Source organism: Confluentibacter flavum (assembly GCF_002843175.1).
Classification (GTDB): Bacteria; Bacteroidota; Bacteroidia; order Flavobacteriales; family Flavobacteriaceae; genus Confluentibacter; species Confluentibacter flavum.
In genome coordinates this window covers 1-19,316 of record NZ_PJEO01000019.1, presented here as the reverse complement: position 1 = coordinate 19,316, position 19,316 = coordinate 1, and the positions used below count along the sequence as shown (strand labels likewise).

13 protein-coding genes and 1 pseudogene are annotated in these 19,316 nt (G+C 34.2%); 10 read left to right on the top strand and 4 right to left on the bottom strand.

The window, feature by feature from the left end; all coding sequences use genetic code 11:
* Position 1: 1 nt before the first annotated feature.
* Positions 2–3,130 (bottom strand): SusC/RagA family TonB-linked outer membrane protein, encoded by a 3,129-nt coding sequence (locus tag CSW08_RS07295; protein ID WP_106659256.1) that lies wholly within the window; start codon positions 3,128–3,130, stop codon positions 2–4.
* A 1,041-nt stretch (positions 3,131–4,171) separates the two neighbouring features.
* Between CSW08_RS07295 and CSW08_RS07290 the strand changes: the two genes are divergently transcribed.
* Together CSW08_RS07290 and CSW08_RS07285 are read left to right on the top strand one after the other, a co-directional pair.
* The gene (locus CSW08_RS07290; protein WP_106659255.1) at positions 4,172–5,035 is read left to right on the top strand and encodes an AraC family transcriptional regulator; all 864 of its coding nucleotides are present in this window, start codon (positions 4,172–4,174) and stop codon (positions 5,033–5,035) included.
* A gap of 431 nt (positions 5,036–5,466) precedes the next feature.
* Positions 5,467–5,739, top strand: a pseudogene (locus tag CSW08_RS07285) (transposase); the annotation flags it as partial.
* A 96-nt stretch (positions 5,740–5,835) separates the two neighbouring features.
* On the opposite strand, the gene CSW08_RS07280 reads toward CSW08_RS07285, so the two are convergent.
* The 3 genes from CSW08_RS07280 to CSW08_RS07265 all read right to left on the bottom strand — a co-directional run bounded on the left by CSW08_RS07280 (position 5,836) and on the right by CSW08_RS07265 (position 11,305).
* The gene (locus tag CSW08_RS07280) at positions 5,836–6,504 is read right to left on the bottom strand and encodes an ABC transporter ATP-binding protein (RefSeq protein ID WP_106659254.1); all 669 of its coding nucleotides are present in this window, start codon (positions 6,502–6,504) and stop codon (positions 5,836–5,838) included.
* Positions 6,505–6,962: 458 nt separating this feature from the next.
* On the bottom strand, positions 6,963–10,730 hold the full coding sequence (locus tag CSW08_RS07270; protein ID WP_106659252.1) for a beta-galactosidase small subunit-related protein: 3,768 nt from the start codon (positions 10,728–10,730) through the stop codon (positions 6,963–6,965).
* Positions 10,731–10,951: 221 nt separating this feature from the next.
* Positions 10,952–11,305 (bottom strand): 4Fe-4S dicluster domain-containing protein, encoded by a 354-nt coding sequence (locus tag CSW08_RS07265; protein ID WP_106659251.1) that lies wholly within the window; start codon positions 11,303–11,305, stop codon positions 10,952–10,954.
* Positions 11,306–11,432: 127 nt separating this feature from the next.
* On the opposite strand from CSW08_RS07265, the gene CSW08_RS07260 reads away from it, so the two are divergent.
* The 8 genes from CSW08_RS07260 to CSW08_RS07225 all read left to right on the top strand — a co-directional run bounded on the left by CSW08_RS07260 (position 11,433) and on the right by CSW08_RS07225 (position 19,176).
* On the top strand, positions 11,433–12,491 hold the full coding sequence (locus tag CSW08_RS07260; protein WP_106659264.1) for an acyl-CoA reductase: 1,059 nt from the start codon (positions 11,433–11,435) through the stop codon (positions 12,489–12,491).
* 181 nt (positions 12,492–12,672) lie between these two features.
* Positions 12,673–13,737 (top strand): 3-phosphoserine/phosphohydroxythreonine transaminase, encoded by a 1,065-nt coding sequence (gene serC, locus CSW08_RS07255; RefSeq protein WP_106659250.1) that lies wholly within the window; start codon positions 12,673–12,675, stop codon positions 13,735–13,737.
* Positions 13,738–13,876: 139 nt separating this feature from the next.
* Positions 13,877–14,827, top strand: coding sequence for a D-2-hydroxyacid dehydrogenase (locus tag CSW08_RS07250; protein WP_106659249.1), 951 nt, complete (start codon positions 13,877–13,879; stop codon positions 14,825–14,827).
* Positions 14,828–14,921: 94 nt separating this feature from the next.
* Positions 14,922–15,563: a DUF937 domain-containing protein gene (locus CSW08_RS07245; RefSeq protein WP_106659248.1), complete on the top strand. Its 642-nt coding sequence runs from the start codon at positions 14,922–14,924 to the stop codon at positions 15,561–15,563.
* Between the two features lie 220 nt (positions 15,564–15,783).
* Positions 15,784–16,221: a DUF6146 family protein gene (locus CSW08_RS07240; protein WP_106659247.1), complete on the top strand. Its 438-nt coding sequence runs from the start codon at positions 15,784–15,786 to the stop codon at positions 16,219–16,221.
* 34 nt (positions 16,222–16,255) lie between these two features.
* Positions 16,256–16,558 (top strand): DUF6787 family protein, encoded by a 303-nt coding sequence (locus CSW08_RS07235; protein ID WP_106659246.1) that lies wholly within the window; start codon positions 16,256–16,258, stop codon positions 16,556–16,558.
* Between the two features lie 5 nt (positions 16,559–16,563).
* Entirely contained in the window at positions 16,564–16,890 is a 327-nt protein-coding gene (locus CSW08_RS07230) for a hypothetical protein (protein ID WP_157831437.1), read from the top strand.
* A 63-nt stretch (positions 16,891–16,953) separates the two neighbouring features.
* Positions 16,954–19,176, top strand: a complete 2,223-nt coding sequence (locus CSW08_RS07225; protein WP_106659244.1) for a TonB-dependent receptor — start codon at positions 16,954–16,956, stop codon at positions 19,174–19,176.
* The last annotated feature ends 140 nt before the right edge of the window (positions 19,177–19,316 follow it).

Sequence of the window (19,316 nt, the reverse complement as noted above, 5' to 3'; positions counted from 1 at the left end):
TTTAAAATTTAACATTAACTCCTAAGTTTATAGTTCTTAACTGTGGGTATGCCAATGCAGATGTGCCTTCAGGGTCGGAGAATTTCTTTTCTTTAGCCCAAGTAAGTAGGTTGAATCCACTAGCATAAAAACGAAGACTATTAACACCAGTAGAAGCTAATAATTTTTCTGGAATTGTCCAACCTATTTCCATACTTTTTAGCCTAACAAATGTGGCGTCAAATAAAAAGAATGTGTTACTTCCAGGTGCAAAACTATCTGCTCTAGGCATAGTGCCGTTTGGATTGCTTACAGTCCATCTATCGGCAGCTCTACCAACAAAACCATTAGTGAAATCGGCATTTCCGAAATTAGCGAAATCGCCATCATAGTGATATGCATTTGTTTGTCCTTGAAAGAATAGGTTTAAGTCAAAATTTTTATATTCAAAATTCATATTCATACCAAATATTATTTCTGGAGTGGTATTTTTATCAAATCTGAATTGATCATCAGCGTTAATTACGCCATCACCGTTGTAATCAATAATTTTTATGTCACCAACTTGTTGACCATTTTGGTGAGGATATGCATCCAATTCTGCTTGAGTATTGAAAATACCATCAGCTTGATAATATAAACCAGCACCTACAGGATGACCTTCTACGTTTTTCCATGGTGTATTAGGGTTTGGTACCTCGTCTAAAAACACAACATTGCTCTTTACATAACCCATATTAGCAGAAATATCGTATTTTAAATCTTTAATAGTGTTTTTATGGGTTATTATAATTTCGAACCCTTTATTATCTACTTTCCCAATATTTTCAGGTGGTAAATTAGGGAATCCTAAAATGGACGGTATAGAAAGATTTCTAGATGTTAAAATATCTTCTCTTTTTTCCATGAAATAAGTAAGATCTAACCCTAATAATCCATTCCAAAGTGAAGTTGATAACCCAAAATCTGTTTTGGTACTTACTTCCCAAGTTACATTAGGGTTAGGTAATGTGCCAGTGTTTAGACCAGGTGAATCACTGGTACCAAACGTATAATTACCTCCTAAAGAAAATAATTGTAAATATTGATATTGATTTATACGGTCGTTACCAACTTGTCCATGAGTAGCTCTCAATTTTAAGGTATTAACAAATGGAAGTGCGTCTTGAAAGAATTTTTCTTGAGATAAAACCCATCCAACTTGAACAACAGGGAAGAAGCCGTAACGTTTACCTTGTGGAAAATTTTGAGATCCTTCATAACGGAATGCAAACTCAAATAAGTATTTATCTTGAAATTCATAATTTAAACGACCTAAATAGTTATTACGAGCAGATGCTCCTGCATTACCACCATTGTTTTTATCATCTGGAACGTTACTTCCTGCATTAATTTGATCAATAGCTGGGCTAATAAAATTTCTTCTATAAGCAGAAATATAATTATCTGTATTTTGTTGTGTTTCTTGACCAACCATAGCTGCTATGTGATGGTCTCCAAAATTATTATCATAAGTAATTCTATAATTGAATAATTTAGTTGTATATCTGGTAAATCTCTCATTAAGCTCTACTGTTGAAGCACCAGTACCTTGTTTTAAATCATATTCTTGAGTGTTTACGTTATACTCATGGTATGTATAAGGTAAATTATAAGTTTTATTCCATACATGACTTAAATCATAATTGTAAGAAGCATCAACTCTTAAACCTTTTACAAAAGGAACTTTGTAACTAGCTGTAAATGAAGAATAAATAGGTTCATCATACGTTCTGTTATAACCTCTTTGATCTAGTAACAATGGACTTTCACCAAATCTACCAGGTGCTTTCAGTCCATTTGGATATCTAGCTACTAATAACGGGCTGGCTCGTAATGAGTTTGTAAAATTGGTATTATTGTTAACTATTGAGTAATTTCTCTTTGTAAAAATTCCACTAATGTTAGCTCCAATACTTAAATTTTCATTAATATTTACATCAATTTTTGCTCTAAAGTTAAATTGTTTGTACTCTGTAGGCATGTATTTAAAATCACCATCTTGAGTAGTAGTACCAAAAGACAATAAATATCTTACGGCTTCTGATCCACCATTTACTGACATGTTAACACGTTGTTGAAGAGAAAAATCTTTGCGTATTTCACCCATCCAATCTGTGTTTGGAAATAAAATAGGGTCTGATCCATCTCTATATTTTTGTATAGCCTCATCAGAATAAAAAGGAGTAAAAGTGGCAGGTCTACCAGCTCTATAATAGGCACCTTCATTATAAACTTGAGCGTATGTAACCGCATCCATCATATCTGGAATTTGAGTTGGACTACTAAACGCACTATTGTATGAAATACTAAATTGTGGTTTTCCTATATCTCCCTTTTTAGTTGTTACTAAAATAACACCATTACCACCACGTGCACCATATATAGCTGCAGAGGCATCTTTTAAAACAGAAATACTTTCAATATCATCTGGGTTTAGCCTTCCTATTAAACTACGCTCAACACCATCAATAATAATAAGAGGTGAATTATTTCCAGTAGTTCCATTACCACGAATTAAAATATTCGCATCATCTCTACCAGGCTCACCAGAACGTTGTACAGCAACTAAACCAGGTAATCTACCTTGAAGTGAAGCAGTAATGTTGGCGTTAGGACTCTTTGCTATTTCTTCTCCTTGTACATCAACAACAGAACCTGTAAGGGTTATTTTTTTCTGTGTACCATAACCAACAACAATGGTTTCTTCAAGGCTCGTGGCATCTGATGCTAATACAATATCAATTTTAGATCTATTATTAATAGCCACAGTTTGAGTTGTGTAACCTATGTAGCTAATTATTAATTGACCATCATTAGGAGCTGAAATTGTATAATTTCCATCAAAATCTGTTGTAGTTCCTGTGGATGTTCCAGCAACCAAAATGGTAGCGCCAAGTAATGGTTCTCCAAATTCATCTTTTACAGTTCCAGACACTTGGAATTGCGGGGGTTCTTCGTTAAGAATTGGTTCAGAGATTTTGTCATTTTCTACATAAGTGTTGGCTTGCACTTGAAGTAACAAAATAAAAAATAAAAAAAATAAATTGATTTTTAATTTAAAATTAGGAATAGACCAATAGTCAATACCGTTAGGATTGAGTTTTTTCATAGTTTAGTATAAATATTTAGTTTAGTTAAAAAAATTTAATACTCGAAAGTGTTGGTTGCCTCATCGAATATTATTGAGTTAATTTCATTTGTTTTAATTTTTTGTCATAGGCATTTATTTTATTAGTGTTTATAAAAAATATTACCATTTTAATTAGTAATTATTGCTAGAACCGTTTACAATAAGAGTTTTAATCCTCCCTTAATAACTCTAAGTGCTATAAGAAACGTTATTTGTATGCTCTTACATTGTTGTAAACCACACATGAAGGCTATTATAAACAAATAATTTAGCGGAAGTTGTAAGTTACAAATTTTCTCATTTGTTCATAATGGCATTAAATTTTGTTGACATTATGTAAGTTGCGATAATGGTCAATAATGATTTATAATAGGTATTAAACAATATTTTATAGCCAATTCATTGCCCTGTCTTAAAGCAGATACCAATTTTTCATTAATGGAACTTATATTTTTTACAACACATTTTATATTCACTTTTTTACCGCACTTTACTTTAACTACTCTTAATGAGCAGTATTACAATTATACAACTTATCAAAAGGCATTTCTTCTAAAAATTTGACCATTATTGATACTTTTTTTGCCCTATAAGTAAAAGTGAACAGTATATTAAACATATTAAGCATAAAATCCTATAGATTATATTATTTGAATTTTATGAAAATTGCGGACTTTAAAAACCATACATAGTCTAATACTGAATCTATATTTGAATTTCATTAATAATTTTTACCATTTGAAGAAAAAATAGAATTCAAGACTAGAAACAAAAAGTGTTTGAAGTTTATTTAAAAAGTCTATATTGATATAAAAGCGGCTTTATAAGGATTATATATCAATCCCAAATGCCAATTTATAATGTTTTTCGCTATTCTATTTGAACTGCATGAAAATGAATAAGCAGAGTATTTAAAAGATATTTTTTTAACTAAAGTGTTTTTTTTATCTTATTTTCTCTCGATATAAAATCAATTTACTATTTTTCTAGTTGCAATTAGCTTTTTATTAAAAACTTTTTATGAAACTTCATTTTATAGACAGAAGCTGTTTAGATAATACTTCTTTTAGCACTCAGGTTAATAAAATGCCTTATTTTTTAAAAATATGGCATTATCACCCAGAGCTAGAACTTGGGCTTAATTTAGAAAGTGAGGGCACCCGTTTTATAGGTGATAGTATAGAAAAATTCGAACCTGGGGAACTTATTTTAATTGGAGAAAACTTGCCACATATGTGGTTAAATGATGAAAAATATTTTAAAAAGGACTCCAGCCTTTTGGCTAGAAATATAGGGGTTCATTTCAAAAAAAACTATTTAGGAAACACTTTTTTTCATACGTCAGAAATGTCACATATTTTAGACCTTTTCAATAGGGCTCAATTTGGGATTAAATTTCTAAAAATTGACAAAGAAACAATTGAAGAAATTCAAGAAATGTCAGAGCTTGAGGGGTTTGATAAATCTATAAAGTTTTTAATGATTCTTAACAAATTGTCTAGGCATAAAGACTATAAGTTATTAGCTAGTGAAGGATATGTCAATTCATTCAGAATAAATAAAAATGAGACCTTAGATAAAGTTTATGCATATATATTTAAGAACTTTAAGAAGGAAATTACTCTGCAATGTGTTGCCGATATAGCACATATGAATTCCTCTGCTTTTAGCCGGTTTTTTAAGAGAGTAAACAGTAAAACCTTTTCTAAATATATAACAGAAATTAGAATAGGTTATGCCTGTAAACTATTGATCGAAAACAAATATAATATTAACGAGATATGCTACGAATCTGGTTTTAATAATATTTCTAATTTTAACAGAAAGTTTAAATTAATTATGAAATGCTCTCCTTCAACATATATAAAGCAACATGAGAAATAATATTTTTGGGTTTTGGAAGATGACAAACAAATTACTCTCAGAGATATTTTGGAATGACATTATATATTATAGAAATATCGTCATTGCGAATAGGAACAGCGAAGCAATCGTTTAATTACAGCTCTACCTTATTTCAAAACAAAATGAGCTTCAAAAGTCAATTCTTATAAAATAAATTTATCCAAATAGATCTAGAAATTCTATAATTAATAGTGGCTAATAAAAACGCTGTAGCGGTAATAATTAAGAAAACTTTTAAAGGCGAAAAATCAATAAATACCCAAAATACAATAAGACTTGCTATCATTTGTGCAGCAGCAAGTGCTTAACAAACAAACATGGCTCCAAAAAAGAAGCCAGTTTCTTTTTCGAATTTAAAATCACATTCCTAACATCTATCATTTATTGCTGGTATTTTAAATAATAGAATATTTCCTTTAGCATCAGAGCTCTGTTCGTATGCGGGTTTGACACCAATTATAAGGCAATCGGGCAGCGGTGTACGTTCAAGGCCAAGGATAAATAAAATGGGGAACGGTAGATTGAGGAAAGTTTTGTTTATGTGCAGCTTTGCGGCAAGCAGGCATAACAAAGCCTGTCGGGAAATTTATATCAGGATCGTTGCAAAGGGTAAGAGTAAAAAACTGGCACTGACCGCGGTATGCAATAAACTGTCGAAACAGGCTTTTGCAATTGCAAAATAAGGGCTTATATATGAGGATACGTCAGAAGTAAATGGTGAGAAATTAATACTTTATTATTTGTTTTTCACCACAGTACTTGTTAGGTAAAGTATTTTATTATTCATTTGAGTTCAAATATTCATACTTAACTAAATCGTTTTTGTCCTTTATTTCAAATATTTTGCCATCTTTTATAACGAAATTTTTATCTGTTATCTCAAGTACGTCATAATAATAATGGTCAGTCAAGATTATGCCTTTTGATTTTTTAAGTTCGAGTAGTAAACCTTTTATCACATCTTTGTAAATAGGCTCAATCATTGAAAACGGTTCGTCCAACATTAAGAACTGATGACTTAGACTTCCTATAATCAGTAACTCAAGATAGCGTAATTGTCCCAAAGATAATTTTCCAACTTTTATTTTTTCAAAACTCGATACTTGCGGGGAATAGAAAATCTTGTCTTGCTCTTCTCCATTAGGAAAAAACAAAGGAATTATTTCTCTAACTCTCTGTTCTTTAGGCAAAAAAGTGTCTTGAGGTAAGTAACCTATTCTTTTTGATGAAATAACCTTTCTTTGAGGAATGATTTCTGAATTTATTTCTATCAGAATAGAATCAGCTTTTACTGTTCCAAATATTAGTTTTAATAACGTTGATTTCCCAGTTCCGTTGCGACCAAATATTCCAATTATTTCTCCAACTTTACAATCAAGATTGATATTCTTTAAAATTATTTTCTTTCCGTAAGATTTGTTAAGGTTGGTTACTTTTAATAAATCCATTTATCTAAATATTAAGTAGATTAGAAATATTAAAATGGAAATAGATGTGTTAAGTAACCACACTTTTTTTAAAAGGTCAGTTTTTTTAAATCCTAGATTATAATATGCATAATATTCATTCTTTTTGAAAGTCTGATAGCCTAAATAACCGATTAAAATACCATATGAAGAAAAAACAACTACACTCCATAAAAATCCAGACATTAATCCGAAAATCAGACAAAAAGGAACGTTGAACATATTAATATCCAAAAAGTATTTTGAAATAGCTTTACTGTACATTCTTTGCAATAAATTTCATTTTGGATACGGATTTCATATTTTGCCTAACGTTGAGTGTATGCAGCGTTCGGGAGTTCGTGACCACTTCACTATTCACCGTTACTGCCCTTGCCAGCGAGCTCTGAACTTGCAAATTGCTCTGAAACCCGCTGTGTTGTATCCAGTTACTATCAGGCTTACTTATTGATTTTAAAGGGTTTTATCGAACTTGAGAATTGTATGGTTTGAGGAATGGTTTGATAGTTATTAAGCACCCCAATTGCCGTGCCTCCTACACCAGTAGTCTGGTAGTCGAAATTGAATGTGACACCATCCGATTTGATCAATTGATAGTTGTATTTTGCCTTTGACAAATTTTCGGTACTGTAATTATAGGTATTAAAATTGAATGGTTTATCTGCCGAGAACTCAATTCCGATTCCTTCAGCATTTGTCAGTCGCACATAGTGGTTGTCAGTGCGCAAGCCAGTATCCTGAGGAATCAAATACGGTACAAACATGGCATCAACTGTCGACTGATAAAGCCCAATACGATACCCAGTTTTGCGGTCGGGGTAATTCTCCTGCGGCCCACGTCCAAACCATTCTACATGTTGCATTTGGTCATTGAATACCCATTTTGTTCCGATGCGTGGCAACATCATGGGCATTCTTCCATGCGGATTAATCGTGTGCTGTAAACTAATGTCGCCGTCGGGCGAAATTGTATAAATCATCTCATTTTCGAAGCCAGCCCTGCCTGAATTTCCAAAAAGAGCAATGTCGCGAATACTTACAATGACGTTTTCATCTTTATTTTCAACCCGAAAAGATTCAAGTTTTGAATTCATATTATCCAGACCGATGGCATACCATGAAGCAGCAACCATCGTTCCGTAGCCTTGCGTTCTGGCTGAACCAGCGGTCCAGTCGTCCAGTTCGTTTGCCAGAGGCGCACGCCAAACATTGAGTTGCGCTCCCTGTTTCAGCAATTCTAAACCCATGTATTTCATGGAGTACAATTGTCCATCGGCTTTATTAAAGGTATAATCGAAATTTACTCCGGATACCATCAAATGTTGCTCATTATCTGTTACTTTTAAAGGATTGGTCTGCTGCTGTACCAATTTTTTATCGGCAGGAATAATCCATGGCAATTCCAATTGATCCCAATACAGCTCAAAACCTTTCGGCGTCCATTGTGTAGCTTCTTTCGAATGAAAACTAACGGTTACCAAATAGGTTGCACCGGCTTTTAGCTGAAGCTTTGGGATAGGAAGCACGTAGAATTTTTTTGCTTCTGGTTCAACATCCACCTCCAATTTTCCAGAAGCTATTGATATGCCGTTTTCCTCCAGATTCCAACGTGCTTCAAAGGCATTCGTATTGGTAAAAAAGTTTCGGTTCTGCACTTCAATTTCCATTTTTTCGGAATTGCTCCATTTTACAGAAATGGGTTGAGCCGACTTTTTTATTTGCCACATTTCAGGCTGCGGAACCCGATCGGGAAAAATACTTCCATAGGTACGCGCGCCAATTCCATAGCTGAAAAACTCGCCTTCGTTTTGCTCCTGTTCAAAATCAAGCCACAAAGCTGCACGATTTTTCAAGTCTGGTTTTGCTGTAAATAAATCATTGATTTCTATGGCTTCTGGGAAAATACCCACCTGATCGATAATGGCATCGCACAAATAACTGGAGGTATGCTGACCATGTGTCTCGGCATTCTTGCCCACATTAAGAGGAAAAGGAAAATTGGTAATGTTCCCAGTGACCGGTTCTTCAGCCACCTTTTTATTGTCTATATATAGTGATATCGATTTCCCATTATAAATGCCTGCAACATGATGCCAGTTTTGTGTCCAATCGCTTGGTAATTCAGCACTGACGACTGTTTTTCTCGAATTGTAAATTCTCGCAGTATTGATGTAGAAATCGAGAGAGTTATCACCATTTTGCTGCAAACCAAATTGATAGTTTCCTTTGGTGAGCAGTGTGCCGCCCATTTTCATTAAATCGCGTGGAAAAATCCAAAGCGAAACTGTTAGTTCATCACCCGAGACTTCAATATTTTTATCCTGATAAACTTCCACCCACTGATCGTGACCATTCAGATCAATGCCTTTGCCATCGTGTCCGGCAACCAGTTTGGCGCGTCCCATGATGTGGGTTGCGACCTTGTTTGGGGAAGAATCTGTCAATTTGCGAACTGGTTCGCGCAAACCCGGGCTCACGAAATCCCAAATTGCTCCGCCCATGATGCGTGGGTACTGGTAAATCACATCCCAGTATTCGTCCAGTCCGCCACCGGCATTTCCAGCCACCGAAAGGTATTCGTCCAGAAACGATGGTCGCGAATCAACACTTTCAGGAACCATCCCCACCTGATTTTTGAGTTCAAAAGGTGTTGGGTAACGTGGCCCGATAATCTCTTCGCAGTCATGCGCAAAAGCATTTCCGCCATACATCCAATATCGTGTAGTATCGTATTTCCGTCCTTCATCAATCACGGCACAAATATTTTTCCCTTCGCCACTTTCGTTTCCGGCACTCCAAAAAAGAATGGATGGATGATTTCGATCGTGCAATACCATTTTGCGAACCCGCTCGCGGTACATGGGTTCCCAGTCTGGATTATTGCCAAGGGATTCTGTAGCATGTGCTTCAACTCCTGCTTCGTCAATAATATAGAATCCATATTCGTCTGCCAGTTCCAGATAACGTTTTACAGGTGGATAGTGTGATATGCGTACACAATTTATATTGAATTGTTTAAACAGTTCAAAATCTTTTCTGATGGTGGCTTCGTCCATGGTATGTCCCAAAGTGGGGTGTTGCATGTGCGTATTGATGCCGTTAAGTTTTATCGCCTTGCCATTGAGGTAGAAAACCTGATTGCGGATTTCAGTCTCTTTAAAACCAATACGACCCGTAATTACTTCTTCGGTTTTTCCTTCAGTGTTTATTAATTCCATGGTTAACCGATAGAGATTGGGCGTTTCTGCGGTCCACTTTTTAGGATTTAATACTTCTGATGACATATTAATAATTTGTTTATTATCAGCAGTTATTTGAACAGCATCAGAAGTAAAATTCTGAACCAACACATTGTCTGAATTAAACAGCGAGGTTCTAACCTTGTAGTTCTGTTTATCGGTTTTCGATTGGTTGTTTACCGTAATCTGCAAATTCAGTTGTGCGTTCTCATAGTTTTCGTCCAGGTCGGTAGTGGCATACCAATCGAAGATATGTATATCCGATTTTGCATACAGCCAAACATCATCGAAAATACCAGCCAGTCGCCAATAGTCCTGACTTTCGAGATACACACCATCTGAATATTTAATGACGTTGACGGCAATGGTATTTTTTCCTGGTTTCAGGAAACTGGTAATATCATATTCTGCAGGCTCTTGCGCACCTTCATTGTAGCCCACTTCCTGTCCGTTGATCCATACAAATGATGCCGAAGCGGTTTTCTCCATGCGCAAAAAAATGCGGTTGTTTTTCCAATTTGCTGGTATGGTAAATGTTTTGCGATATGAGCCAGTCGGGTTGTATTCGCGCGGAACAAAAGGCGGATTGGATTTAAATGGGTGTGCAACATTTCGGAACAAAGGATCGCCAAAACCCTGCATCTCCCAGTTGGAGGGAACGGTGATGTCAGACCATTTTTGATCATTAAAATTTGATTTAAAAAAGTCGTTGGGTGTACCTTCCGGAGTATTGGCAAAATGGAATTTCCACCTTCCATTCAACGAAAGCACATTTTCTGACTTCGATTTCTGAAGATTTAATGCTTCATCAACAGATTTAAAAGGAATAGAAACCGTGTGACCTTCAGTCTGGTTGATTTCAAATACCGCTGTATTTTCGATGAAAGAATAAACGTTCGTAAATTTCGATTGCTGTGCAGACATTGTAAAACTTGCCAGAGTGATAAATAAACCAACTATTTTTTTCATGCCCGATTACGTTTTTATATTGATGGAAGACTATATTTTTTGTCGAAGATAGACAAAAAAAAGCTTTGCTTTATCTGTTCTGATTCAGAAAATTGCGCAAACGTTTGCACTAAGGTTTGCGCTCGTAAAAAATGTTTAGGAACATTCTTTACCAAATATAATCATGGATATTCCCAAGCTCTCGCTCAGGATTTATTGTATATCATAATTGTTCATTATAATTATTCCTCTGGATGCATGAAGCGTTGTTTAGCCAATAATTCTTCTTCGGTTTCAACATGGTCTTCATCTGGCACACAACAATCCACAGGGCATACCGCAGCACATTGAGGCTCATCATGGAATCCTTTACACTCGGTACATTTATCTGGTACAATATAGTAAATCTCATCACTTATAGGTTCTTGAGCATCCTCGGCATCAACTTCCTTACCGTTGGTTAATACCACTTTACCCTTTAAACTTGTACCGTCTTTGTAGCGCCAATCGTCTGCGCCTTCATATATTGCCGTATTCGGGCATTCAGGTTCGCAAGCACCACAGTTTATACATTCGTCTGTTATAATAATTGCCATAGCATTTCTTTTTATATTATTCCTTTAAACTTATCATAAAAGTAAGTTTAAAAAAAGGTCGTTCATTACATTTTTCTAACTTTGCATGGCAAAAATAACGCCAAAACCATTCATAACCAAACTTAGGATGAATTTACAGCAAAGAATTAACGCTTTTGTAAAATTAGGAGATTTTTTAAGTCAATTTTCTAATGAATCTATTCATATAAAAAATAATGTTGAACACAACGGTTTGTTTTTTGACGGCTTTAAGCACCAAATAAAATTAGCCGAAGAATACAATGGTTGGTTCACCAAAGAAAATATTCTATTTGCCGTGGAAGGTTGGGCAAATTTGTTGACCGAAAACAACTTAATCACCTGGCTAAAACCATACAACATTGAAAGCATTCAGCAAAAACGTGTAGCTATTATTATGGCCGGAAATATTCCGCTAGTTGGATTTCATGATTTTTTATCGGTGTTGGTTGCAGGGCATCAAGTGATTGTAAAACAATCATCAAATGACAAACACCTACTGCCCTATTTAGCTAAATATTTGGAATATGTTGAACCAAGTTTTAAAGGATTGATAAGCTTTACTGAGGAAAAATTAGAACAGTTTGATGCGGTTATTGCTACAGGAAGCAATAATACTGCCCGATATTTTGAATATTATTTTAAGGAGAAACCATCCATTATAAGAAATAATAGAAACTCGGTGGCTGTTTTACTGGGAACGGAAACGCCTGAAGAACTAAAAAAGCTATCGGAAGATATTTTTAGATATTACGGTCTTGGTTGTAGAAATGTCTCTAAATTATTTGTTCCAAGAGACTATAATTTTAATGCTTTTTTTGAATCGGTTTACCATTGGCATCCCATTATAGACAAAGCAAAATATGCTAACAATTATGATTATAACAAAGCTGTCTATTTGATGAGCGAATTCGATATGCTGGAGAATGGATTTTTAATGATTAAAGAAGATGAAAGTTTCTCGTCCCCCATTGCCACTGTTTTTTACGAATTTTACGATTCGTTGGAGGCATTGAAAGAAACCTTGAATTCTAAAAAAGAGCAAATACAATGTGTTGTTTCAAACGGATTTATGGAAAACGAAATTCCATTTGGGAAGACTCAGAAACCCGAACTTTGGGATTATGCCGATAACGTTGATTCCATTGAATTTTTATTATCGATTTAACAAAAAAATTATTGATTTTATACCTCAAAATATACAATTAATTAGCAACTTTGCATCTTTAAAATTTCCCATCCTCAATCCTTCCCTAAGGGAAGGAAGACAGGAAATGAAAATAAATTATTAACCAAAAAAAACGACCCTTTAAATTCCCTTTCCTTTGGAAAGGGCTAGGGATAGGAAAATGAAAAAACATAACTTTAGTGCAGGACCAAGTATTTTACCACAAGAAGTAATCATGAAGTCTTCAGAGGCTGTTCTTGATTTCAACAATGATGGTTTATCCATATTAGAAATATCGCATAGAAGCAAAGCTTTTATTGATGTTATGGAAAAAGCAAGGTCTTTGGCATTGGAATTAATGGGACTTGAAGGCAAAGGTTATAAAGCATTATTTTTACAAGGTGGCGCAAGTACCCAATTTTTAATGGTAGCCATGAATCTTTTAGAAAAAAGAGCTGGTTATTTAAATACTGGTACTTGGAGTTCTAAAGCTATTAAAGAAGCTAAAAAATTAGATGATATTTATGAGGTTGCCTCTTCCAAAGAAGCAAACTTTAATTATATCCCTAAGGAATATGATATTCCTTCAGATTACGATTATTTCCATTGCACATCAAACAACACCATTTTTGGAACGCAATTAAAATCGTTTCCAAAATGCGAAATCCCAATGGTCTGTGATATGAGTAGCGATATTTTTTCCCGTCAGTTGGATTATTCCCAATTTGGTTTAATCTATGCTGGTGCACAAAAAAATATGGGCCCAGCAGGTACGACATTGGTTGTTGTAAAAGAAGATATTCTTGGTAAAGTGTCCCGTAACATCCCTTCTATTATGGATTACAAAGTTCATATTGAGAATGGCAGTATGTTTAATACACCTCCAGTTTTTGCAGTTTATACCTCTATGCTAACTTTAGAATGGTTAAAAAATCTAGGTGGTTTAAAAGGCATTGAAGATTTAAATGAGAAAAAAGCTAGATTAATGTATTCTGAAATTGATTTAAATCCATTATTCAAAGGATTTGCAGCAAAAGAAGATCGTTCATTCATGAATGCCACATTCACTTTAGAAAACGAAAACTTAAAAGAAACATTTGAAACCATGCTTAAAGAAGCTGGCATTAGTGGCTTAAACGGACACAGAAGTGTTGGTGGCTATAGAGCATCTATGTACAATGCATTACCTATAGAAAGTGTAAAAGCACTTGTTGAAGTCATGAGTGAACTAGAGAGTAAAGCATAAAATGAGTTTACAGTTTTCAGTGGCAGTTTTCAATGCTCACTCAAACTCATAAAAAAAATAAAATTAATCCGAAGTAAAAGTATAATCGTTCTTAAACTTTTAACTTTTAACTTTTAACTTTTAACTTTTAACAAAAAAAATGAAAGTATTAGCAAACGACGGTATTTCACAAAGTGGTAAAGATGCCTTAGAAAAAGGTGGTTATGAAGTGATTACTACAACTGTAGCACAAGAACAATTAGCAAATTATATTAATGAAAAAGGCATTGACGTACTATTGGTACGTAGTGCAACTACGGTTAGAAAAGATTTAATAGACACCTGCCCAAGTATAAAAATAATTGGTCGTGGCGGTGTAGGTATGGATAATATTGATGTGGACTATGCGAAATCAAAAGGCATTCACGTTATTAATACACCAGCGTCATCATCACATTCTGTTGCCGAATTGGTATTTGGCCATTTCTATGGACTAGCACGTTTTTTACACCAATCCAATAGAGATATGCCTCTAGAAGGTGATGTTAGCTTTGGTAAATTGAAAAAAGCATATGCCAAAGGTGTTGAATTAAAAGGAAAAACGTTAGGCGTTATAGGTTTTGGACGTATTGGCCAAGCAACAGCTAAAGTAGGTTTAGGTGCTGGCATGAAAGTTGTTGCATTCGATCCTTTTATTGAAAAAGCGAATTTGGAATTGGACTTTTTTGACGGACAAAAAGTAAATTTTGATATTAAAACGATTTCTAAGGAAGACGTTTTAAAACAATCAGATTTCATCACGTTACACGTGCCTGCGCAAGATGGTTACGTTATTAGCAAAAATGAATTCGACATGATGAAAGATGGCGTGTATATTGCTAATGCAGCTCGTGGCGGTGTTATAGACGAAGTAGCACTTGTTGAAGCTATTTTGAGTGGGAAGATTGCTGGTGCAGCTTTAGATGTGTTTGAAAAAGAGCCTAAACCAGAAATTACTTTATTAATGAATTCTGGCTTGTCGTTAACACCTCATATTGGTGCAGCTACGGAAGAAGCGCAAGACAGAATTGGGACAGAATTAGCGGCTCAAATTATTGGCATATTAGGTTAAAAATCATATTATTATAATTTTAAATTAAAACTTCTAGCAGCCATGTTAGAAGTTTTTTTTTGTACATTCAAATCTGTATTTAAAAAATAAAACTATGACTGGAATATTAGATTTACTAAACAGCGATTTAGGAAAAACAATCGTTAGTGGTGTTTCCAATGAAACCAATCAACCACAAAGCAAAACACAAGATGTTTTAACCATGGCATTGCCCGTTTTAATGGCTGCCATGAAACGTAATGCCGCTACGCCACAAGGTGCAGAAGGACTTATGAGTGCTTTAAATAGCAAACACGATGGCAGTATTTTAGATAATATAGGTGGCTTGTTTAGTGGTGGCGTTGGCAACGATGTTATGGAAGATGGCAGTAAAATACTAGGCCATGTTTTGGGTAGTAAACAACAAAACGTACAAATGGCAATAAGTCAAAAATCGGGTATCGATGTTAATTCCGTTGCTCAAATATTAAAAGTAGCTGCTCCCATTTTATTAGGCGTTTTAGGTAATCAAGCTAAAAAACAACATGTCAATAGCCCTAGTGGTTTAGAAAGTTTACTTGGTGGTATGCTTGGTGGTAATTCTGCTAAAAATGAACAAAGTTTTTTAGAATCTATTTTGGATGCTGATGGCGATGGTAGTGTTATTGATGATGTTACAGGCATGGTTCTAGGAGGTAAAAATCAAAAAAAAGGAGGTCTAGGTGGTCTTTTAGGAGGACTCTTTGGAAGAAAGTAAAGAATAGAGTTCATAGATATATAAATACCAAACATACAAGTGTTTGGTATTTTTTTGTTAAAAGTCACTCATAAACAAGTATTTAAAGAATGATTTTTGTAACTTTAATTGGCCAGTTTTTGAGTGTCGCTCAATGAAAACCAGTGTTCCCTCATTATGTCTTTTAAAATATAATATAGGGTAATACTTTTGGATTATAATTCATTAAAAAATAACGACTATGAAAACAATATTATATATACTACTGCTTTTTGGCTTTATAATTGGCTGTAACACCACAAAGCCCATAGCTTCACAAACCAACGAAAAATTAGCGAATGCCAAATTAAGTGACACCATTACAATAGAGAACGATTCCTTAGAATATCAAATCATTATTATTGAGCCTGGTTTTAATGCATGGTTGGTAGGCAATGCAAGACCAGAAGGGTTTTATTCTCAAACATTATTGGAAAACAGGAATATTATTTATGTGAATGAATGGAATAGAAGAGCTGCAAATCCTATTCAGTTCAACGGCAACCTCTACCAAATGCAAATTGATTACAGTTACGGCATAGACTATGGTTATGAAGTTAATTATAAGCTCTATAATTATTTTATTTACTTCCAGTTAACTTATAACCAAAGATTAGGTCCTTTTACGCCAAGAATTTAATCGCTTTCCTTATTTTTGCAATTAAATTGCATCTGTGAATAAGTTAAAAGAACGTTGGGGCATAGAATCTAATTTTCAAATAGCCATCATTTTTATTGTGTTTGCTGTTACTGGCTCTACAGCATCATATATTGGGAAACCTATTTTAGGTTATTTGAATATCACTCCTGATACGTTTAATTCAATATTATATTGGACTATTAGAATATTGCTACTTTTTATTATGTATCAATTTCTATTGGTTTTTTTTGGTTGGCTTTTTGGTCAACATAAATTCTTCTGGAATTTTGAAAAAAAAATGCTTAGCAGATTAGGATTTAAACGCTTTTTTAGTTGATGTTATTGAAGAAACAACATATTACATTTAAAATTTCTGCTTTTGCTTTAGCATTATTTTTACTTGGCCCTACATTTGTGAAATTCAATCATATATTCGCTCATCACAAACATGATATTTGTTTAGGTGAAAAATCCACGCATTTACACGAATTAAATACAGACTGCGATTTTTACAAGTTTAAACTAAACAACACATATACCTATACCTATTTCGAGTTTAACTTATTTACTCCTAAAGAACAAACTTTAGGTATCATTTCCCAATATCAATTCCTTAGTAAGTACCAACGCTTACAAATTGCCCTTCGCGGACCTCCCGTTTTAATTTAATAATACATTATTAAGCCAATCTATTTGGCATCAAAATCATTATTAAATTAAAAAAATATAAGTATGCGATTATTTTTAAATACATTGCTATTACTAGCAATTACCAATATATACTCTCAAAGTTCTATAAAAGGTTCCGTTATGGATGCTCATACAAATGAAGGTTTGGCGTTTGTTAATATCTATATTACTGACCTTGAAAAAGGAACAACAACCAATGAAAATGGTATGTTTCAAATTGACAACATACCATCTGGAAAGCACACCATGCAAGTGTCCATTATAGGCTATGAAACACAATCCATAAACATCTTTATTCCAAATTCAAACGATTTTACAATCCGTTTAATGCCTTCAGCCATTGAGATGGAAGGTGTTATAATCTCTACACCATTTCACAAACTTCAAAGTGAAAATGTTATGAAAGTGGAACAAGAAAGTGTAAAAAACTTAAAAGCAAGTGGTGCCGTAAATTTAGCCGATGGTATTTCCAATATAGCTGGTGTTGAAAGTGTTACAACAGGACTAAGTATTGGCAAGCCCGTTATAAGGGGTTTAAGTTCTAATAGGGTTTTGGTTTACGCACAAGGCGTCCGTTTAGAAAATCAACAATTTGGCGCCGAACATGGTTTAGGCATAAGCGATAACGGTATTGAAAGCATTGAAGTCATTAAAGGTCCTGCTTCCCTATTATATGGAAGTGATGCTTTAGGAGGTGTGCTATATTTAAATCCTGAAAGATTTGCACCCACAAACACGTCGGCAGGCGATTTTGGTGGAACCTATTTTAGCAATACCAAAGGCTATAATACCAATGCGGGTTTTAAATCATCTGAAGATCATTTTAAATTTTTATTTAGAGGAAGTCTGACTGAACACTCCGATTATAAAACCAACGATTACAGAGTTACCAACACACGCTTTAGAGAACAAGATTTTAAAGCTGGTATTGGCTATCAGGACCAAGGTTTTAAAACAGAATTTAGATACAATGTAAACCACTCTAAATTGGGCATTCCAGAAGATATTGGAGAGCAATCTATCCTAAGAACCCCTTTGCTTCCTTTTCAAGAAATTACCAATCATGTGTTCAGTTCAAAATCAACCGTATATCTTAACAATTCTAGATTAGACATCAATTTAGGGTATATATATAATGATAGAAAAGAGTTTGAAGAACACCATCATGATGAAGAGGAAGAGGAAGAACATGAAGAAGATGAAGATGAGGATGAGGTCTTAGAAGCTGCTCTTCACATGAAATTAAAAACAGCCAATTACGATGTGAAATATCATTTACCAACACTAGGAAAATTTGAAACCATAGTCGGTATGCAAGGCATGAATCAGGTAAATACCAACTATGGCGAGGAAACATTAATTCCTGATGCTACTACCAATGATTTTGGCATATTGGGTGTTTCGCACGTTCATTTTGACAAAACAGATTTACAATTGGGTGTTCGTTATGATAATAGACATATTAATATTCAATCTGGTGCCATACAAAAAAGCTTCAATAGCTTTAATGGTGCCGCAGGCATTAAAACCAATATTGCCAAAAACATAATCACTAGAATAAATTTATCAACAGGCTTTAGAGCTCCTAATTTAGCAGAATTAACATCCGATGGTACACACGAAGGCACAAATAGGTACGAAATTGGTAATCCTGACCTAAAAAATGAACAAAATTTCCAAAGTGATATCAATTTTGAATTTAAAAATGAGCATGTTGAGTTTTTTGTGAACGGATTTTATAATAAAGTCAATAACTACATTTTCTTATCCCCAGATGGAACTGTCATTGAAGGAGACCCTGTTTTTGTTTATTTACAAGATGATGCTAGATTGTATGGTGGTGAAGTTGGGCTACATATTCACCCACATCCTTTAGATTGGTTACATATAGAATCCAGTTTTGAAACCGTGACAGGAAAACAAAAAAATGATGCCTACTTGCCATTAATCCCTGCCAACTCCATATCAAATATTATTAGGGTAGAATTTGAAAAAACTTGGCTAAAACAAGGCTATGCATTTTTAAAACTAAAATCTACATTTACGCAAAACAATGTTGGAGTTTTCGAAACCGATACTGCTGGATATAGCTTATTAAGTGCGGGATTGGGTGGTACTTTTTCTTTATTTAAAAACGAAGCAACCATTACATTATCTGGCACTAACTTAACCAATGTAACTTATATAAATCACTTATCAAGGCTCAAACCTGATGGCATTTTTAATATGGGAAGAAATATAAATATTGGTATTACGTATCAATGACTAGTCCTAAAAAATCGATACAGGTTATTAGACAAAAATAGATTAATTAAACAGCATCAAAAACGTTTTTGATGCTGTATTTAGTTTTATAGGTTTTCATTTTAAGTTTGTTTTGCTGGTGCATTAGATTTGGAGTCAGC

What these genes read in the sequence shown, in the direction of transcription:
- CSW08_RS07295 (WP_106659256.1), bottom strand. Translation starts at nt 3,130, where the DNA reads ATGAAAAAACTCAATCCTAACGGTATTGACTATTGGTCTATTCCTAAT.
- CSW08_RS07290 (WP_106659255.1), top strand. Translation starts at nt 4,172, where the DNA reads ATGAAACTTCATTTTATAGACAGAAGCTGTTTAGATAATACTTCTTTT.
- CSW08_RS07280 (WP_106659254.1), bottom strand. Translation starts at nt 6,504, where the DNA reads ATGGATTTATTAAAAGTAACCAACCTTAACAAATCTTACGGAAAGAAA.
- CSW08_RS07270 (WP_106659252.1), bottom strand. Translation starts at nt 10,730, where the DNA reads ATGAAAAAAATAGTTGGTTTATTTATCACTCTGGCAAGTTTTACAATG.
- CSW08_RS07265 (WP_106659251.1), bottom strand. Translation starts at nt 11,305, where the DNA reads ATGGCAATTATTATAACAGACGAATGTATAAACTGTGGTGCTTGCGAA.
- CSW08_RS07260 (WP_106659264.1), top strand. Translation starts at nt 11,433, where the DNA reads ATGAATTTACAGCAAAGAATTAACGCTTTTGTAAAATTAGGAGATTTT.
- serC (WP_106659250.1), top strand. Translation starts at nt 12,673, where the DNA reads ATGAAAAAACATAACTTTAGTGCAGGACCAAGTATTTTACCACAAGAA.
- CSW08_RS07250 (WP_106659249.1), top strand. Translation starts at nt 13,877, where the DNA reads ATGAAAGTATTAGCAAACGACGGTATTTCACAAAGTGGTAAAGATGCC.
- CSW08_RS07245 (WP_106659248.1), top strand. Translation starts at nt 14,922, where the DNA reads ATGACTGGAATATTAGATTTACTAAACAGCGATTTAGGAAAAACAATC.
- CSW08_RS07240 (WP_106659247.1), top strand. Translation starts at nt 15,784, where the DNA reads ATGAAAACAATATTATATATACTACTGCTTTTTGGCTTTATAATTGGC.
- CSW08_RS07225 (WP_106659244.1), top strand. Translation starts at nt 16,954, where the DNA reads ATGCGATTATTTTTAAATACATTGCTATTACTAGCAATTACCAATATA.